Below are 16,128 nucleotides of genomic sequence, written 5' to 3'. Positions count from 1 at the left end.
TGGATCCACTTCTACAATCACCACAGGCGCCACTCCGCAATCGGAGCCCCACCCATCACCAGACTCAACAACCTGCCTGGACATCACAGCTAGACACGGACGGCAGAAGGGCCACCCCACGACGGGGATGGCCCTTCTGTGCGCTGCTGTGTCAGTGGACGACTATGCGGTGAAGGAACTGGATGGCGCCTTCGACACGCGTTTTGATCGCGGTCAGCTGGACGAAGTCGAAGCGTCCGGCAGGTCCGTGCGTGCCGCCGTTGAAGTCATCGAACAGTGCGACCACGCTGTTGATGTCGTCATCGACGAACTGGGCGAGTCCGTCGACGTCGTTCCCGGTCTGGCGGAGTAGGTAATGGATCTTCGCCCGCCTCGACACTCCCCCGTTCGGCGTCGGGGCGAACCCCGGCAGCGCCTGCTTGACAGCAGCATCCGGTGCGCGGTCGCTGAGGATGCTGGTCAGGATCTCGCGAGCGCTGGTGCAAAAGTGACGCGCGGCATCCGGGTTCCTCGGGCTGAGCGAGAACAGCGCACCGCGCCACCGGCTATCGAGCTCTGGATCGATCTCGTTCAGCTCGCTCGTGAGCACCGTGTCGCGCAGCCGCTCGTCCTCCGCTGCCTCGGAGTCCGGTGCGGCGAGGAGGGTGTTTAGGGCGGCGGCGCTGTTCGCTGCCTCGCTCTCGGCGAGATCGAACAGACCGCGATCATCTGCCCATGCGCCAGACTCGGCGGTTGCCTCGACTCGGCGGAACGACGTCTGCACCGTTTGGACGGACGTCGTGTAGCGGACGTACCGCGGCGAGGTCGGCTGGGACCGAAGCCGCGCCAGTTCGTGAGCAAGCCGCTGCTGATTGGCGCGAACTCGAGCGTTGTGGGCCCGCGCAGCGTTGTTGTAGTTGTTCACTGCCTGGTTGAAGTTGCGCGCCGCCTGGTTGTAGTTGTTGATCGCCTGGCGCTGCTTCTGCTCGATCTGCCGGAGCTGACTCTTCAGCTGAGACAGATTCACCCGCCTCACCACCGGATCTTCTCCGGCTTGAAGGTGATGCGGGTGTTGTCCGAGATGAGCTGGGCCCACTCGGTGAGTTCCGGATCGGAGATCGTGCCACCGCCGCGCCGGAACAGCACCTGCAGCTGCGGCTTGATCTCGTCGATGGGATGACCAGCCATCCGCTCTCGGAGATTCTCGAGTTCGCGGCTCCACTGTGCTGCCATCTTGTCGACGTCGGACTGGACCTGCGACTCGACGGCTCGTCGGAACTGACGTTCGTCGAAGTTGATTGAAACCTTCATAGTGCTGGAACGCTTTCTCGCCCCACTCGGGGTCGATAGTGCGGAAGCGGCGCGCACCATAAGCGAGTCGCTGTGGATCGCCCAGTGTAGGGAGGGTCGGCGACATCGGGTTCGCCTGACCTCCCCGCACTGCTCTAGCCCTTTCCGAGCGTCGAGCCGGCCTTCGACCTGGCCGGCTTGCTCGACGAGTTCGACGCAAGCGTCTTTCCCGCCTTGCTCAGCGCGGCCTTCGAGGGCTTGGACGACCGTGACGAGTTCGCCATGGTGCGCTCCTCTCCGACTTGATGAGGAAGCAGATACACCCAAACGAAGACGCGCGTCTCAGCTCGCGTAGAGGCTACTGAGCCTCTAAAGTCGAGAAGTCCTTCCACAGACAACTCAGCCCCGATCTGCCATATAAGAGCTCCGCTCGAGATGGCCGATCGGGGCTCTGTTTGTGGGCTCACAGTCTAGCGCTCAGCGCCGACACACGCCCCTCTGAGCGGCAAAGCGCATCGAGTGCCCCCGGAAGGTCAGCCCGCCTCTTCCATGCCCTTCTGCTGGCTTCCAGAGGCGTTTGAGGGCCGTTCCTGCCAACCGATGGCACCATCCACAGACTTACACACATGTAATTCACATTGTGGACAGTTGAGATCACGCCCTTCGAAGCTCGAGTGCTGCTACCGAACCGAGCGGTTCACACAATCGCCGCAGGATCGACCACGGCAACGGTACGCCGCGCGCAGCACGCACTCCGTGGAGTGGTCCTTGGTGCGGACGAGGAGTTCACGGCTGAGATGCGTGCTGAAGGGCTCCGGGTCGTCACAGCCTCATTTCAGCGCTAGACGCACCGCAACATCGTTGACGACCAATTGAGCAACGGCAAGTAGCTCTGAAACATGTCGCTCTGTCTCCTGCACTTTTCGAACAGCGCGGATCCGCTCGAGTGGCTTCCGCGACTCCTCGCTCGGGAGGGTCACGTCGAGTTCGTGGGCAACGAGGTTCCGGGCGTCGAACGCCAGCTGCAACGCAGTGCGCGTCTTGGCGTTTGGCTTCATTCGTGCACGCAACGTGGACTCGGTCACTCCCAGCGCAGAGGCCAGTTCTTCCACTCTCTCGGCAGACTGGGCTGAGCCCGAGGTCAGCTCGATTACCCATCGTGTTCGAAGTACGTCCTCGGGGTTCTTGCCACTCTGAAGAAACAGGCGAACAAACTCGCCGGGGTTAATCGACTGCGTGGTCTTGTCTGTGAGCGTCACCTCGGCGAACTCGGTGAACTTCTTACGCACGACATCGTCGTGATCGATAAGTCGAGGGATGGCTGTCTCGACAAGGGATTTAAGAGAACGGTCAAGACCGGCGCCAGCAAATAGAATCGCAGCCCGCAGAGAGTCTTGCGCTTGAGCGGTCCAAGTGCCAATCACCTTCTTCTCTTGCGCCAGCTTTCCCACTCGATTGAGAAGGGCACCCGCCTCCAACGCATCCGTACTGGAGGCGCGAGCAGCCCGAACCGCGTTCTGGGCTTCGCGGGTATGTGCGTCCGTTTCGACAGTTGGATCGGGCAGCTTCAGGTTGACGATCCGCTTGCTGTCAGCCAGCAGTTTCTGCGCGGCCGCCTGGTCAGGAGTGGGCACGCTCCGATCATGCACCGTCGCGCGCTGCGCAGAAAGTGCGAGATGCCCGACCATCAGATACCCTCTCGACGCACCGCTGACCCGCACGGTCCGGAAGGGGATGGTCCGCCTCGGCGCCCACTCACCGAAGAGGCGCGACGACGTTCACCGGGGGCGCTGCCCGTCCCGAAGACCTCTACGAGCATCACCGCGTCGTGGATAATCGCCCCAGCCGCCGGGCGGACAGTCAGGTCTCTCGGTCGGCGCTGTCATCCGCGGGCTCACGGTCCTGATCGGGCGACGGCCATCCATCGTCGACCCGGTCTGACGGGTCTAGCGCTAAAGCCGAACGAATCTCGGCGTCTGCTTCCTCGCCATACATCGCGGCCATGATCGCCTGCACGGCGAGTCCCGCCTCGATCTTCTCCCGAACCCAGCGCGGAGTGCGGTCTCTATCCGTGTCATTGAGTCGCTCGCGGAGTTCGTCGGGCGTACGAAAATTCATCGCTCTGGCGTACTGGCGTGGCGCCCACCGCGGACCGATTACGCTCGCCAATGCAAGTGCCTCCGCTCCGAGGCGCTTGCGTTCCTGTGCGTCAGACGAGCCGCCCATGTTCATGTTTGCGCTTAGACGGACTGCATACTCGAGCTCGAGCGCCAGGCGGCTGTGCTCCAGGTTCTGTCGCGCGATCTCGAGCTGCGTCTTGCGATCTTTCGTCGCGATGACGATCGCCGCGATACCCACGCCGAGTGCGACGACAATGGCGAGCAACTGGATCAGGTCGCTGATTCCGAAGGGCTGCGCTAAAGACGAGACAACGGTCGTGAGCTCGTCGAGCCTGTCGACGATGTCATCGGTGTTAGGAGGCATGCGCCACAACCTATCGGCACGGGAAGCTCCGGTACCGCCCGAAAGAGATCCCTGCGCAACGTGGGTGACCCTGCACGCGGCACCCCCTCAACGCGCAGTGTCCGGATACGGATCGGCTACGACTTGTCCGATCGCAGCCTGAGTGCGACCCACAACCCGCAGCGCCGGCATATGTATGTGCCGCCGTGCAGAGCGTGCAGTTGACGGCGGGTTCGCTGTCGGCCGCAGCAAGCGCAGGTCATGTGCTCCGAGGAACGCCGATCGAGTAGCGCCTCTCTGATGGCCGTCTCGACCGGCGCGCCACCCGGACCATCCGGGCCCGGATAGAGCCGGCAGGCGAGTTCGTGGACATCCGTCTCGACCGGGAACAGGTCCTCGTCGTCGATGAGGATGGTCGGCGATCCGGCAAAGGGACGGCGGGCGGCCTGCTCCGCCGACTCGATGAGAGTGCGGGCGATCGACACATCCGTCCTGCCCAGGTCGTCGAGCGCGCCGCGGAGTCGCTCCTGCGCGGTCCGCCAGGACGGGCACGAATCGATATAGAGGATCTCTGCCCTCATCTCACCCTCCGGTCCGTCGTGGGATATAGCCTCTCACCGCTCGCACCTCGCGAGGGGCGCGCTGGGCGAGCTCCTCTGCATTCGGAACGGATTTGGTGGTCAGTCCCGTGAGGGTGAGCACGCTGGTGAGGCCCTCTGGCGTGCCGGGCCAGTGGCGTTGAATGGCAGCCATACCGGCGTGACGGATCGCGAACCGCACCACGATCGCGACGACGATGGCGTCGTCGCGATCGTGGCACCGGGATGAAGTCCGGCACGAGATCGAACGGCAGCAGCATGTAGCCCAACAGCGCAAGCAGCCACCACCGGGTGCCGCGTGGCACCGAGGGGTCGGTCGCGAGCCGCTTCACCAACCGGATCACATCAGGGACGAGCCGCATCATCGCCCGCCAGTCCACCGTTGAACCCGTCCGACGCTGCTGGACCCACAGCAGCAGGATCAACACGACCCACAGCAGCACGATGCCGCCGATCATACCCAGCACGACGATCAGCCAGTCAGGCATCGCACTCCTCCGATCGGTATCCAGTTCACCCCGGTGATTCTCCCTCGGCAGTTCCCCACAAGACAGGGATCCACCCGTTTGTTCAGGATCGCGTTAATTCACGTTTCACTGTATCGTCGAGCGCATGCCTACCGCGACCGCGACCGTGACGCACACCGCAGCGCTGGCCCGCTTCGGGCACGCGCTGTCCGACCCGACCCGGGTCGGGGTGCTACTCGCACTGCGCGAGGCGCCCGCGTACCCGTCCGATCTCGCCGACGCGCTGGGCGTCTCCCGGCAGGTGATGTCCAACCAGCTCGCCTGTCTGCGCGGCTGCGGTCTCGTGACTGCGGTCCCCGACGGACGCCGGACCCGCTACCACCTCGCCGACCCGCATCTGACCGCCGCGCTGAACGAGCTGCTGCAGACCGTCCTTTACGTCGAACCCGGCTGCTGCGCCGGAGCCGAATGCACCTGCGCATGACCACCGCGACTCTCTCTGACGACCGGAAGCAGGTACTGCGGCGCCGCATCCGGTGGATCGTTGCCGCAACGATCGGGTACAACGTCATCGAGGCCGTCGTCGCCATCACGGCAGGCACTCTCGCATCGTCGACCGCTTTGATCGCGTTCGGGCTGGACTCCACCATCGAGGTGCTCTCCGCCGCCGCGGTCGCCTGGCAGTTCACCCGCCGCGATCCGGAACGCTGGGAGAAGGGCACCCTCCGGGTCATCGCGATCGCGTTCTTCGCCCTCGCCGCCTACGTGACCGCCACGTCACTGATCGCGCTGTTCGCACACATCGAGGTCGAGCACAGCGCCCTCGGCATCCTTATCACCACGCTCAGCGTGATCATCATGCCGTTCCTCTCTCTTGCCGAACGCCGCGCCGGTCGCGATCTCCGCTCCGCGACCGCGGTCGCGGACTCCAAACAGACCCTGATTTGCACTTACCTGTCGGCAGCAGTGCTGATCGGCCTCATCCTCAACAGCTTGTTCGGATGGTGGTGGGCGGATGCGATCGCAGGACTGGTCATCGCCGGCTTCGCACTGCGCGAAGGACTGGAAGCATGGCGCGGCGACGCCTGCGCCACCTCCGTCGGCATGATCCTCGAAGACGACCACGACGACGATCACCGCCACCACTAGCCAGTTGGACTAATCCGGCCGTGCCAACGGACACGAAACGGACTCGAATCTGACAGGGACGCACGTCTCGTGTCGTCCGCATGGTGCCCGTTCCGTGCACTGCCCGTTTGGGGATCCGCTACGACCGCTGACGCCCACCACCGGCACCGCTCGTATGCGGACCGATCGGCCGGTATCGGCAGGACAGGGGTGAGGGTCCTGGACCCATGCCGGCGAGCGCGCGTCATCGACGGTCTTACCCGATGTCCCTAGAAGTGGTCGGCGCGTATAACTTTGTCCAGTGGACCCGCTCGCGCCCTTCAGCCGACAGGATCCGTGCTGGTGCGGGTCCGGGCGGACCTACAACCAATGCCACAAGCGCTGGTCCCGTCCGCGGTCGATGCCAGGGGCTCCGACGCCACCCGACGGCGATGACTACGTGTACATCGCTCCCACGACGAAGCTCAACAACGCTGCCATCGCGGGCATCATGCCCCGCAACACGCCGATCATAATGCGGCCACCAGGCCCGGCCGCGCGGCCCGTGGTCGTGAGCGCGATCGAGGCTGGTATTGCTCAGTGGACATCAGGGGGCTCGCATCTCACTCCGGCTGAGCTCGGACGTGTCCGTGCGGCCACACTCCGAGAGTTGGCGAGCCTTCCGGCCGACGACACTCCAGTTCCCGACGTGGTGCTCGAGAAGATTGCGGAGGTCGCCGCGCTTTCCTGGCAAACGGTCGGTGCCCTGTCTACCGCAACGCCGCGACCGACAATCGTGTACAACGAGGAGCTCCCGCCGGCCGCATTCGTGCAACGAACTGTCCTGCTCGCCGACCACGTCCTCGTTCCTGATCGCCTATTTGGGCTCTTGGGCGGTGAACCAACTCGACGACGCGTTCGAGAAGCGTCATTGGAAGAGTTAGAGCACGCTGCGCTTCTCGCATCGGGACATGTCATTCCTATCCCGGCGGGAGCTGCGCTCGCAGAAGCGGCTGCGGAAGCGGACGAAGTCACCGCATCTGACCTTGCGAACCAGGCCATCGTGGAGTTCGTCCAGAGCCAGCTCGTGCTGGAGGGGCCCACGGCTCGCGAGGCCCTTCTGGTGAACGCCAAGGACGACTTCTCGTACGGGCCTCACTTTTGGTTCTTCAGCCGGATAGATCGCGACACGCTCACCTCGGACGGACGCTTCGAAGGGAGCATGCTCCAAAGCTACGATCCTGATTTCGATTACGGCCCCTGGATAGAGCAAGTTCGGTCGGACGCGATCGGCAGATACGTTCAGCGAACAGCTCATCGACTCGCCGTCGCGGATGCGCTCGCCGCAGATTACGTAGCGGCGTCACCGTTTGAAGCACGCATGCTTGCCCGGCGTTCCCTGCCACTGCCGAAGAATGTTGCCGCCGCGTCCGTATGGGCGGACGTTCCCACGCTCCGGGGCCTCAACGCGAACGATCTGGTGCGGCTGCTGAGTCAAGACGAGGCAGTTGAGGACCTCCGATACCAAGTGCGGCTAGCCGTGGCTGAGGCTCCAGATCTCGCTGCGCAGGCAGATGCGATCGCCGACATCACCGCCGACATTGATCACGCGTCAAAGGTGCTCGAACGTCGGATGCGCACGGAGCGCACCTACTCCGGCATTGCTCCGCTTCTTCTCAGCGGAGCGGGCCTCGTGGTCGGGTCGGCCGGCGGACTCCCTGGACTCGCCAGCGCTGTCATTGGAGGACTCGCCGGACTTGTGCCGTACGTCGGCGCGCGAAGAAACACTCGTCGCGATGCCGCATATCTGTTCGTGCAATCGCGGCGTCGTCGTCGCTGAGGAGCCTGCGCACGAACCGGTCCGCTATCGCGCGTTGCCCGTATGAGGAGCCGAGATAGTGCCGCCTCGCCGTCTGCTATCGCGCCGACAACCATGGTGTTGTCATCGCAGGGCGGAAGCATAGGTCGGTCGCGATCAGTTCTTGTCATGCGGAATGTCCTCACCCGACGAGTACCCTCGTCGCATGGATCGCGCGTTCCCCGGCCAGATTACTACTAGCGAGGCGGTCGACTACCTCAATGAGCGACTCACTGAGCCGATCTCTAAGGACTGGTTCCTCCAGATGCGTAGTTGGGTCGGCGAACCGATCAGCCGCCAAGGCACAAGTCGGTCGTGGTACCACCGCGGTGACCTCGATGCGTTTCTCAGTACGTACGGCACCGATCCAGAAAAGTGGATCGGCCCGCCTCGCTAGCAACCGTGGATCGTCAGGCAACCCCCTCCATCGGCAGGCAACTGAGCCCCTCAGACTCCGCCCTCGCTCCGACAATCGGCTAATCACGCGGGGCGGGGACGACGCAGTGCCCGAGTGAGCGGTTGATAAGCGGAGTTCGCAGCGTAGCGGAGAGCGGAGTCTGCAAATAGCGATCGACAGGAACGGAGTCGTCCCCGACCCCGCTACACTCTCGCCGTCGGAGAGAGCTGGCGGTCACGACCAAGTCACGGCGTTTCGCTCGTCAACTGCGCCTCGGACCTCAGTGCGATAGCAACCGATTTTCTCGCCACGTCCATCTGAACGACAGGAGACCTGCAGCCGGGCGGCGTGGCGATTCGAAATGCGCCGACGAGCCTTTTCGGGTGGTCGATACACTTGCATCAGGAGGCATGATGCGACCCGATTCATCGGCCTGGCGAGTCAGCGATGCCGTCGCGTACGACGCGGCGCTCAGTGCTGCAGACGATGGTCTCGCCGGAGATTCCGATCTGAGTCGCGCGGTGGCCCGTCGCGCGAACGTCCTCGAGGCGGACGGGTTCGACCGCCTCGCTGTTGACTCCCTCGGCCTGGCGTCCGAGCCACAGCTGATGACTGCGAGCACGAGCGATGACCCACAGGTGATCCTCGAGCAGCGCATCCTGCCGGCGGTGTTTGGTGACGCTCAACCGACGGATACACCCCGCCTAGTTCTCCTCAGTGGGCAACCGGGGGCAGGTCGTTCTCGCGCCATCAGCCACCTCCGGGGCGAGGATCCAGACGGCATGGCCGTGATCTCGGCCAACCTGCTTCGCTCGTTCGTCCCGCGCGCGGCGAACGAGAGTCCCGACGCCGATCTGGCCGCCACGACGTCGGCCTCGTGGCTGATCGCCTGCATGCGGCACGCTCGTGAACACCGATTCTCGCTCCTCCTCGACGGGCCTGTTCCGGCGGCTGCGGCCGAAGGCATCCTTACGACATTCGAACAGGTCGGATACCGCACCCAGGTCGCAGTCGTCGCCGCGTCCCGCACGGAGAGCCTGCTGGCCTTGGCGTCGGCCTACGCATCGAGCGCTCGCGTGAGGCGCCCGTCCGAACTGGTTCCCGTCGAGCAACATGACCGCGATCTGGAAGAAGCCCGCGCACTGCTGGCGGCCGCAGGAGCGGCAGATGCCCGGCTGACTGTGTTCGACCGAGACGGCGGTGTCGCTGCCGATCAGGTGGACGGAACCTCGGCGGTCCGAGCATTCAATCGAGCCAGCAGGACGCCGATGTCCACGCTCCAATCGGTGCAATGGTTGAGCGAGCTGAAGCGGGTGACCGTGTACGCCCGTCAACCGTCGTCGACGTTGCCGGAGCTGGCGCCCCATCTGGTCGCACTCCATGAAGCGGCGATCCGAGAAGTCGTTCCCAACCTTCGAATCCCTGCCGGATCGGTTGTGACACACGACCTGGAGAGTCGCCTCGCGAGTGAACTCGTCACGCTCCGTCGGCGCGCGGTGCGGAGGCTGGAGCAAGACTCGCCCGCAATTGTCCCCGCGCCGCCAGCGGCGAGCACTGACGGGCCCTCGCGATGAGCCGCCTGATCGGATACTCGCGCCCATGGTGGCCGGGCGACGACCTCTCCATCGACATCGACAATCTCGCTGAGGCAGGCGCCACGGCAATTCTGACCGACTCCGGCGTCGGTGAGGGTCCCCTGGACGACGAGAGCCCGCTGCACTCGCTCGAGGCGGGCGACATCCTGCTGGTGTCGAGTGCGGCGCGGCTCGGGTCCTCACTTCCGCGAGTCGTGCAGACGATCGCCGAGTTGGGCCGCCGCGGCATCGGATTTCGTTCGCTTATCGAGCCTGCGCTCTCCACCGATGCCGGCCCGGCCGACCCCGCGGAAGTGTTTGCCACATTGGAGGGTCTCCGCCGGAGGCTGGCGGGTTTGCGAACACGTCAGGGGATGCTGCAGGCCGAGGCTGCTGGCCGGCGACCCGGTCGGCCGTCGGTGATGACTCCCGAGCGTGTGGCCGTAGCTGAAGAGTTGCGCCGCCAGCATCGCTCGATCGCGCACATCGCCCGTGTCATCGGCGTCAGCCCGAGCGCCGTACAGCGCGCCCTCTCGGTACCGGTCTGAACTGGGGACAAATCACGCGGAGGGCACTAGGCCATCCGCATGGGCGACAATCGTCGCCGCGACGAATGTCCCGAGCATGCACACCAAAGAGATCACAGCCAGGAACGTGGCGCGGCGAAACCGACGACGAACAACAGTGATCACCGCAATCACCCCCAAGACGATCGCCGCACAGGGCAACACGATGGTCGCGATTATGGCCACCGATGGCTCGAACGTCGACATCTCCTCGACCTCCTCAATGCCGTCTACCCATCAGCGAGGCGTTCCAGTTCCTTTGTGAGCGCAGCACGGTTCACGGTGGGGTCCACGATCGCGGCCGCCACGAGATCGGAGAGCCTGGCCAGCACGGTGTGGTCCATTCCGCTGAGTGGTTCGAGGCACCATGTGATGTCTTCGCCGACGGTGTACCCGGGCTCGTCGATGTGCTTGGTCGGGTAGTAACTGAACGCCGACACCGCGGTCCGCCACAGCGTGCCTTCGGTGTGTGCTCGATCGATCATGATGTTCCTTTCGAGGGAAGTCTTGCGGCTGAGCCGTCAGCCCGCCGCGTCAGCGGGCGAGGTGTGGACTATTGGGGCTCGCGGCTACTTGGTGGGGAGCAGTGGGATCATGCAGAAGCGCGGCGGCGCGCTCGTGTCGAAGTCGCGCGTTCACCGTTCTTCCGATGGTGTCCAGGCGGGCATCCTCTGCGGCCTTTGCCGCGAGTCGCGCGATCCTCAGTTCATCGCCCGCACCGGGTGGCGTCGCGATTTCCGTGGTCGCTTGGTGGTGTGCGGCGCGGGCCCGGAGACAGTCTCGCTTCCATGCGGCCAGAAGCTCGGGAGGGGTGGGCTGCTTGCTGCCGAGCAGCATCTCATCAAGGGCTCGCCCGCTATAGGTCCGGGAGAAGAACTCGTCCGCGGCAACTCCATTCGCAACACGATCAGCCCGGCTCACTGGGTGCAACCGTCGCGGCGGAAGTCCCGCTTTTCGACGGCGCGCTTCTCGTGTGTAGTACGCGTTCGCCTTCGCGCGCGCCTGTGCGTGATTCGCGGCGTACCGCTCGCGCTTGCGCTGGAGAACCTGTTCGCGGTTCTTCTCGTAATAGCGACGCGAAGCATCCGCTGCCGCGCCGGGGTTGGCCTGCCGGCGGTCGCGCTGGGTCTGGTTCAGCGCCTCTCGGTGACTATCCCGCCACCTACGTGTACGGGCGTAGGCCATCTCTCGGAAGCGATCCGGATCAGCAGCCTGGCGTCGGACTCGCCCCTCCTTGTGCTGGGCGAGAATGCGTTCGCGATTCCTCTCATAGTAGTTTCGCGCGTTCGCTCGCTTGCGTTCGCGGCGGGCGGCCTCTCGCGTGTGCTTTCGATGCTGCCTCCGCATCGAAAGGCGGTTGAGCTCGCGGAAGCGCTCCGGATTGGCTTCGCGCCACGCCTTCCTCTGAGCACGAACATGATCACGGTTGCGCTCGCGCCAGGCTTTGTTGGTGAGGCGGCGCCTCTCGCGTTGAGCGTCGGTGTGTGGCACCCACTTCTTCGCGCGCTCAGCGCTCCCGTCGGGCTCGCCCGTCATGACCCGGCCTCAATGGACAGCCGATCGATGAGATCAGGCCGGAACCCGTACCAGTGGTTCTCCGGCTCATCATCAACGACGACGACCGGTGCCTGCGAATATCCCAACTCGTCGGTGACGTACTCGCGCGCCGATTCGACGTCTCGGATGTCTACTTTCGTAAACTCGATCCCCCTCGCCCCCAGGTGGCGGAAGGTAGCGGTGCACTGTGGGCACGTCGGTCCGGCGGAGTAGACGGTGACGGACATGATTAGTGCCGTGGCAGGTGGGTGACGTCGGGGTCACACTTGTTGGTGACTTCGTCCAGCCACGCCTTCACGGCGGTGGCCTCGTAGAAGACTCGCCTGCCCACCTTCAGGAAGTCGGGCCCGCGTCGGTAGTGCCGCCAAATAGCGAGCGTGTTCGGCGTCACCCCGGGAACCATCGCACACACGTCGGCTGGGGTGATGAAGCTGGCGCCGCTGTCGAGCGGGAGCTCCGTCAGTGTTTTGATCATTATCGCCTCCTTTGCGAAATGTCGTCCTGCTTTCGCTATAGTGTAGATTTTAGGGATACACTCTTCAAGAGGGTGCGCGATTCCGCGACACGGCCAGGCAAACTAAGGGGGTGAAGGTCGACGTGAGAACACTCGAGGGCGAACGCATGACGGCATCTGCCGCCACACTCCCGGTCGGATCCGAGTTGCGAATCGCCCCTGCATTCCAAGCCATCGCCGAGCTCGAAGACGCCGGAGTGGCGCTCACCGTGAGTGCCCGCTACGACGCGGCCGAGGGTCGCTACGTCGCAACGCGCGTGACCGCGGACGCAACGCGGGAAGGCGTCGAGGTCAACAGTCGCCTCATGAGAGCCCTGCCCATCGGGCGACTCGTCCAAGCCGCTGCGCCGCACTGCATCACCCTTACACTCGAGGACTCAAGCGCGAAGGACGCCAGATGGCTTCCGGCAGCCGAGCTGTCCAGCACCGAAGGCAGGATCATCCCGGTGTGGCTCGCAGAGCAAGTCATCAAGCACGGCGGCTCCGATGCGCGGATGGACGTGGTCGAGATTCTCTATGGCACGGCAGCTCTTGCCGGCAACCCGCCCACGAAGCTCATCCAAGACGAACTTGGGGTCCCCCACCGCACCGCTTCGGACTGGATCCGCAAAGCTCGCGCTGTCGGGCGACTCGAAGGCATGAACTATCCCGTCGGCCGACAGGGAGATGGGTAGCGTCCACTCGTACGAGACGGGGGGCGGCAAACGCTACCAAGTGCGATTCCGCCGCCCCGATAGGTCGCAAGGTGCCAAGCGCGGCTTCAAGACCAAGCGAGAGGCGGAGACCTGGCTGCGCGAGTATGAGATTCGTCGGGCGAGCGGAAGCCAAGTAGATCCGTCTTCGGGACGAGTCACCATCGCGGTCCTGGGTGAGCGCTGGTTGCAGGCGAAGCGCGGCATCCTCAAGCCATCCTCGTTCGCACCCGTCGAGATCGCGTGGCGGCTACGGGTCAAGCCCAGATGGGGGAACTGGCCTGTAAACGAGATCCGGTTCACCGACGTCCGCGCGTGGGTGGCCGAACTGCGCGGTGAAGCTGGCGCGACCGTCGTCCTCCGAACGATCGGAGTTCTCGCCGGCATCTTGGACGATGCGGTTCAGGACGAACGCATCACACGGAACCCGGCAAGGGGCGGAGACATCGGGAAGCCGAAGAAGACGCGGTCGCTTCACCGCTACCTATCCCACGAGCAGGTTCGTGAGCTCGCAGACGCTGCCGGCGAGAAGCGTCTACTCGTACTCGTCCTCGCCTACACGGGCATGCGGTGGGCTGAGGTGACTGGGCTCCGCATCGGCGACCTCGACGTCGGAAGAGGCCGAATCCACATCTCGCAGAACGCCGTCGAGGTGGCCGGCGTCATCCATGTCGGAACGCCGAAGTCACACATCGCACGCTCGGTTCCGGTCCCTGCGTTCATCATGCGAGACCTCGACCGTGTAAGCCGAGGCAAGCCGCTGACGGACCTTGTCTTCCCGGGTCGCGACGGAGGCCACATGCGGAGGGTGCGCACCAGCGACGCTTCCAAGTCCTGGTTCAAGGCTGCACTCAAACGGGCCGGCTTGCCTCCGATGACCCTTCACGACCTTCGTCACACCGCCGCATCGCTCGCCGTTCAATCGGGTGCACACGTCAAGACCATTCAACGCATGCTTGGCCACGCGTCCGCGGCTATGACTCTCGACGTCTATGCCGACCTCTTCGATGGCGACCTGGACAACGTCGCACACGCGCTCGACGCGGCCGCCCGGCCACATCACGACATCGCGCAACCGATCGCTCCCGCCAGCTGGCCACAGCGCGGACTGTAAGCCGAACTGCCAACCGGCTGAGCCGTGTAGCGAACCGGACAAGTTCCCGCGCGAACGCCCGATTCGGCGCGGGCAGCCAGAAAGTGTTCTCAATCTGTTCTCACCGGCGCCACCGCGGGCGGCCAGAATCCGCCGACTCCCCAGTATTGTCAAGGGACTGCGGGCCGAAATGTATGGCGGAGACGGAGGGATTTGAACCCTCGGTCCCCGTGAGGGGACTCCACCTTAGCAGGGTGGTGCACTAGGCCTGACTATGCGACGTCTCCAGGCATCCGGCCGCTTGCACGGCGGACACACCCCGCAATCATAACCCGCCCGGCCCGCCGCCCACGCATCGGCCAGCGGGATGACCCGGCGCTATCCCCCGAGCTCGCCCGGATGGGTCAGCCGCCACCACTCGGACGGCGGCTCGATCGTCCCGTCGATGACGAGCTCAGCCGTCGCGGTCTTCGGCCCCGCGGTCCATGTGATCGTGCCGACCACCTCGCCGTCGGCGAATGTCTTCGGCTCGGTGGTCGTCAGGGAGACCTCGATCGGGGTGTCCGACCACGTGAAGATCGAGGCATCCGAAGCCATCACGATGTCGGCGCTGGCGCCCCACGCCGTCGAGTACGTGCCGACCACCCGCCCCTGCGTCGCGACCGGCACGTCGTGGAAGCCCGAGCGCACGCTGTCCAGCAGCCCGACCACGGCGTCGTTCACCGACTGCCTCGACGCTCCGCCCATCACAACCCCGACGACCGAGAGCGGCGTGCCCGTCCCGATGTCGACCTTCGCGGTGTAGAGCAGGTTGTGGGTGTCGCCGCCGAGGTTGCCGGTCTTCAGGCCGGTGATCCCGCTCGTGCCGAGCAGGCTGTTGGTGTTGTACACGGTGCCCACGCCCGGGAGATTGGCCGACGCCGATCTCGCGATCTGCGCGACGACCGGATGCTGCGCCGCGAGCCTGCCCAGGGCGATGAGGTCGGTCGGGGTGCTCGTGTTGCCCGGGTCGATTCCGGTCGGCTCGACGATCGTCGTGCCGGTGAGGCCGTTCTTCGCGAGCCACGCCCGCGCGGCCTCGAGGAACGCCCACCGCGACCCGAACGTCCACCGCGAGACGACGTCGGCGTAGTTGCTGGCCGATGGGATGAGCATGGCCGCGAGGGCTTCGCGCAGCGACATGCTGCTGCCCGTCGGCATCGCGGCGATCGTCGCGCCTTTGACGTAGTACTCGTCGTAGAGGTCGTTGTCGGCCGACGTGAACGTGATCGTCGGGCCCGGGTCGTTCTCGTCGGCGAGGGGCCGGGCGTCGAGGATCACCAGGGCGGTGATGAGCTTCGTGATGCTCGCGAGGGGCCTGGGCGAGTTGTCGCCGGATGTCGCCCAGATGCCGTTCGCCTCGGCGCCGAGATACTCCTCCGCGCCCGCGACGCTCACCGCCGACGAGCCGGCGTCCGGAAGATCGAGGGTCACCGCCTCGGGGGCGGTCACGACCGGCGTCCGCACCGACTCGACCGGTGCCGGCAGAGGGGCCGTCAGTGCCCACGCCGCGTAGCCGCCGACGGCCGCAACCAGCGCGAGCACGACCAGCATCGCGATGAGCACTCCGCGGAGGCGGCGACGGCGGAGGGTCGGGTCCCGGGGATCGGGCGCATCGTACTCGTCGCGCATCAGGTCGGCGAGACCGGCGAACTCGTCGGACGAAGTCTGCGTCGTCATCGCCGAGCGACTCAGCTGTTCCGGACGTCGGCGAGGAGACCCATGGCGGCCACCCTCTCACGCCGAGCCCGGTTTGGAAAGCGCTCTTCCGAGCGAGCGCTCGCGTGGTGGTGGCCGCGCCTCGTCGAGAACCCAGGAGACACGCCGGTCGGCGACACCGCCGCCCCGCATGCGGCGGCGTGTCTCCTGTTTTCTCGACGGCCGCGACGGCGACGGCGGTCCTTCGCGTGAAACGGCGGGGAGATTCCGGCCT

Annotated in this window: 21 protein-coding genes, 1 tRNA gene and 1 pseudogene; 9 read left to right on the top strand and 14 right to left on the bottom strand. The window is 65.1% G+C overall.

What is annotated here, in order from left to right:
- Positions 1 to 151: 151 nt before the first annotated feature.
- The 7 genes from ACFUTX_RS11995 to ACFUTX_RS11965 form a co-directional block, all read right to left on the bottom strand.
- Positions 152 to 1,015 carry a hypothetical protein gene (locus ACFUTX_RS11995; RefSeq protein WP_378864615.1) on the bottom strand — a complete coding sequence of 288 codons (864 nt, stop codon included), beginning with the start codon at positions 1,013 to 1,015 and terminating at the stop codon, positions 152 to 154.
- Positions 1,012 to 1,290, bottom strand: a complete 279-nt coding sequence (locus tag ACFUTX_RS11990) for a hypothetical protein (RefSeq protein WP_378864612.1) — start codon at positions 1,288 to 1,290, stop codon at positions 1,012 to 1,014. Before ACFUTX_RS11990 ends, ACFUTX_RS11995 begins: the two co-directional genes overlap by 4 nt.
- A 134-nt stretch (positions 1,291 to 1,424) precedes the next feature.
- Entirely contained in the window at positions 1,425 to 1,553 is a 129-nt protein-coding gene (locus ACFUTX_RS11985) for a hypothetical protein (RefSeq protein WP_378864609.1), read from the bottom strand.
- Between the two features lie 546 nt (positions 1,554 to 2,099).
- Positions 2,100 to 2,957 carry a hypothetical protein gene (locus ACFUTX_RS11980; RefSeq protein ID WP_378864606.1) on the bottom strand — a complete coding sequence of 286 codons (858 nt, stop codon included), beginning with the start codon at positions 2,955 to 2,957 and terminating at the stop codon, positions 2,100 to 2,102.
- Positions 2,958 to 3,129: 172 nt separating this feature from the next.
- Positions 3,130 to 3,753: a hypothetical protein gene (locus ACFUTX_RS11975; protein WP_378864603.1), complete on the bottom strand. Its 624-nt coding sequence runs from the start codon at positions 3,751 to 3,753 to the stop codon at positions 3,130 to 3,132.
- Positions 3,754 to 3,869: 116 nt separating this feature from the next.
- Positions 3,870 to 4,313: a hypothetical protein gene (locus tag ACFUTX_RS11970; RefSeq protein WP_378864600.1), complete on the bottom strand. Its 444-nt coding sequence runs from the start codon at positions 4,311 to 4,313 to the stop codon at positions 3,870 to 3,872.
- Positions 4,310 to 4,819 carry a DUF1232 domain-containing protein gene (locus ACFUTX_RS11965; RefSeq protein ID WP_378864598.1) on the bottom strand — a complete coding sequence of 170 codons (510 nt, stop codon included), beginning with the start codon at positions 4,817 to 4,819 and terminating at the stop codon, positions 4,310 to 4,312. Before ACFUTX_RS11965 ends, ACFUTX_RS11970 begins: the two co-directional genes overlap by 4 nt.
- A gap of 124 nt (positions 4,820 to 4,943) precedes the next feature.
- Here ACFUTX_RS11965 and ACFUTX_RS11960 point away from each other — a divergent pair, with 124 nt between their 5' ends.
- The 7 genes and pseudogenes from ACFUTX_RS11960 (at position 4,944) to ACFUTX_RS11930 (ending at position 10,282) form a co-directional block, all read left to right on the top strand.
- On the top strand, positions 4,944 to 5,282 hold the full coding sequence (locus ACFUTX_RS11960) for an ArsR/SmtB family transcription factor (RefSeq protein WP_378864596.1): 339 nt from the start codon (positions 4,944 to 4,946) through the stop codon (positions 5,280 to 5,282).
- Positions 5,279 to 5,947, top strand: coding sequence for a cation transporter (locus tag ACFUTX_RS11955; protein ID WP_378864594.1), 669 nt, complete (start codon positions 5,279 to 5,281; stop codon positions 5,945 to 5,947). The genes ACFUTX_RS11960 and ACFUTX_RS11955 overlap by 4 nt, the downstream gene beginning before the upstream one ends.
- Before the next feature lie 280 nt (positions 5,948 to 6,227).
- Positions 6,228 to 6,305: pseudogene (locus ACFUTX_RS11950) on the top strand (SEC-C metal-binding domain-containing protein); the annotation flags it as partial.
- A gap of 309 nt (positions 6,306 to 6,614) precedes the next feature.
- Complete coding sequence (locus ACFUTX_RS11945) at positions 6,615 to 7,745, top strand: hypothetical protein (protein ID WP_378864685.1); 1,131 nt, start codon at positions 6,615 to 6,617, stop codon at positions 7,743 to 7,745.
- A 184-nt stretch (positions 7,746 to 7,929) separates the two neighbouring features.
- On the top strand, positions 7,930 to 8,160 hold the full coding sequence (locus tag ACFUTX_RS11940; RefSeq protein WP_378864592.1) for a hypothetical protein: 231 nt from the start codon (positions 7,930 to 7,932) through the stop codon (positions 8,158 to 8,160).
- Positions 8,161 to 8,570: 410 nt separating this feature from the next.
- Positions 8,571 to 9,734 carry a zeta toxin family protein gene (locus ACFUTX_RS11935; protein WP_378864590.1) on the top strand — a complete coding sequence of 388 codons (1,164 nt, stop codon included), beginning with the start codon at positions 8,571 to 8,573 and terminating at the stop codon, positions 9,732 to 9,734.
- Complete coding sequence (locus ACFUTX_RS11930; protein ID WP_378864589.1) at positions 9,731 to 10,282, top strand: recombinase family protein; 552 nt, start codon at positions 9,731 to 9,733, stop codon at positions 10,280 to 10,282. Before ACFUTX_RS11935 ends, ACFUTX_RS11930 begins: the two co-directional genes overlap by 4 nt.
- Before the next feature lie 12 nt (positions 10,283 to 10,294).
- On the opposite strand, the gene ACFUTX_RS11925 is transcribed toward ACFUTX_RS11930, so the two are convergent.
- From ACFUTX_RS11925 to ACFUTX_RS11905, 5 genes are read right to left on the bottom strand one after another with little or no spacing between them, the layout of a single operon-like run.
- Entirely contained in the window at positions 10,295 to 10,507 is a 213-nt protein-coding gene (locus ACFUTX_RS11925; RefSeq protein WP_378864587.1) for a hypothetical protein, read from the bottom strand.
- A 23-nt stretch (positions 10,508 to 10,530) separates the two neighbouring features.
- Positions 10,531 to 10,785, bottom strand: a complete 255-nt coding sequence (locus tag ACFUTX_RS11920; RefSeq protein ID WP_378864585.1) for a hypothetical protein — start codon at positions 10,783 to 10,785, stop codon at positions 10,531 to 10,533.
- A gap of 49 nt (positions 10,786 to 10,834) precedes the next feature.
- A complete protein-coding gene (locus ACFUTX_RS11915) occupies positions 10,835 to 11,836 on the bottom strand; it encodes a hypothetical protein (RefSeq protein WP_378864583.1) in 1,002 nt (333 codons plus the stop codon).
- Entirely contained in the window at positions 11,833 to 12,084 is a 252-nt protein-coding gene (locus tag ACFUTX_RS11910) for a glutaredoxin family protein (RefSeq protein WP_378864582.1), read from the bottom strand. Before ACFUTX_RS11910 ends, ACFUTX_RS11915 begins: the two co-directional genes overlap by 4 nt.
- Positions 12,085 to 12,086: 2 nt before the next feature.
- Positions 12,087 to 12,332 carry a helix-turn-helix transcriptional regulator gene (locus ACFUTX_RS11905; RefSeq protein ID WP_378864580.1) on the bottom strand — a complete coding sequence of 82 codons (246 nt, stop codon included), beginning with the start codon at positions 12,330 to 12,332 and terminating at the stop codon, positions 12,087 to 12,089.
- Between the two features lie 110 nt (positions 12,333 to 12,442).
- On the opposite strand from ACFUTX_RS11905, the gene ACFUTX_RS11900 reads away from it, so the two are divergent.
- Together ACFUTX_RS11900 and ACFUTX_RS11895 are read left to right on the top strand one after the other, a co-directional pair.
- Positions 12,443 to 13,045, top strand: a complete 603-nt coding sequence (locus ACFUTX_RS11900) for a hypothetical protein (RefSeq protein ID WP_378864578.1) — start codon at positions 12,443 to 12,445, stop codon at positions 13,043 to 13,045.
- Entirely contained in the window at positions 13,038 to 14,177 is a 1,140-nt protein-coding gene (locus ACFUTX_RS11895) for a tyrosine-type recombinase/integrase (RefSeq protein WP_378864576.1), read from the top strand. The genes ACFUTX_RS11900 and ACFUTX_RS11895 overlap by 8 nt, the downstream gene beginning before the upstream one ends.
- Before the next feature lie 174 nt (positions 14,178 to 14,351).
- On the opposite strand, the gene ACFUTX_RS11890 is transcribed toward ACFUTX_RS11895, so the two are convergent.
- Together ACFUTX_RS11890 and ACFUTX_RS11885 are read right to left on the bottom strand one after the other, a co-directional pair.
- Positions 14,352 to 14,443: transfer RNA gene (locus ACFUTX_RS11890), tRNA-Ser, on the bottom strand.
- 91 nt (positions 14,444 to 14,534) lie between these two features.
- Positions 14,535 to 15,875, bottom strand: a complete 1,341-nt coding sequence (locus ACFUTX_RS11885) for a D-alanyl-D-alanine carboxypeptidase family protein (protein WP_378864573.1) — start codon at positions 15,873 to 15,875, stop codon at positions 14,535 to 14,537.
- Positions 15,876 to 16,128: the final 253 nt, after the last annotated feature.

Origin of the sequence: Microbacterium sp. NPDC057407 (genome assembly GCF_042803895.1) — a bacterium.
GTDB lineage: Bacteria > Actinomycetota > Actinomycetes > Actinomycetales > Microbacteriaceae > Microbacterium.
This window is presented reverse-complemented; position numbering and strand designations above follow the sequence as displayed.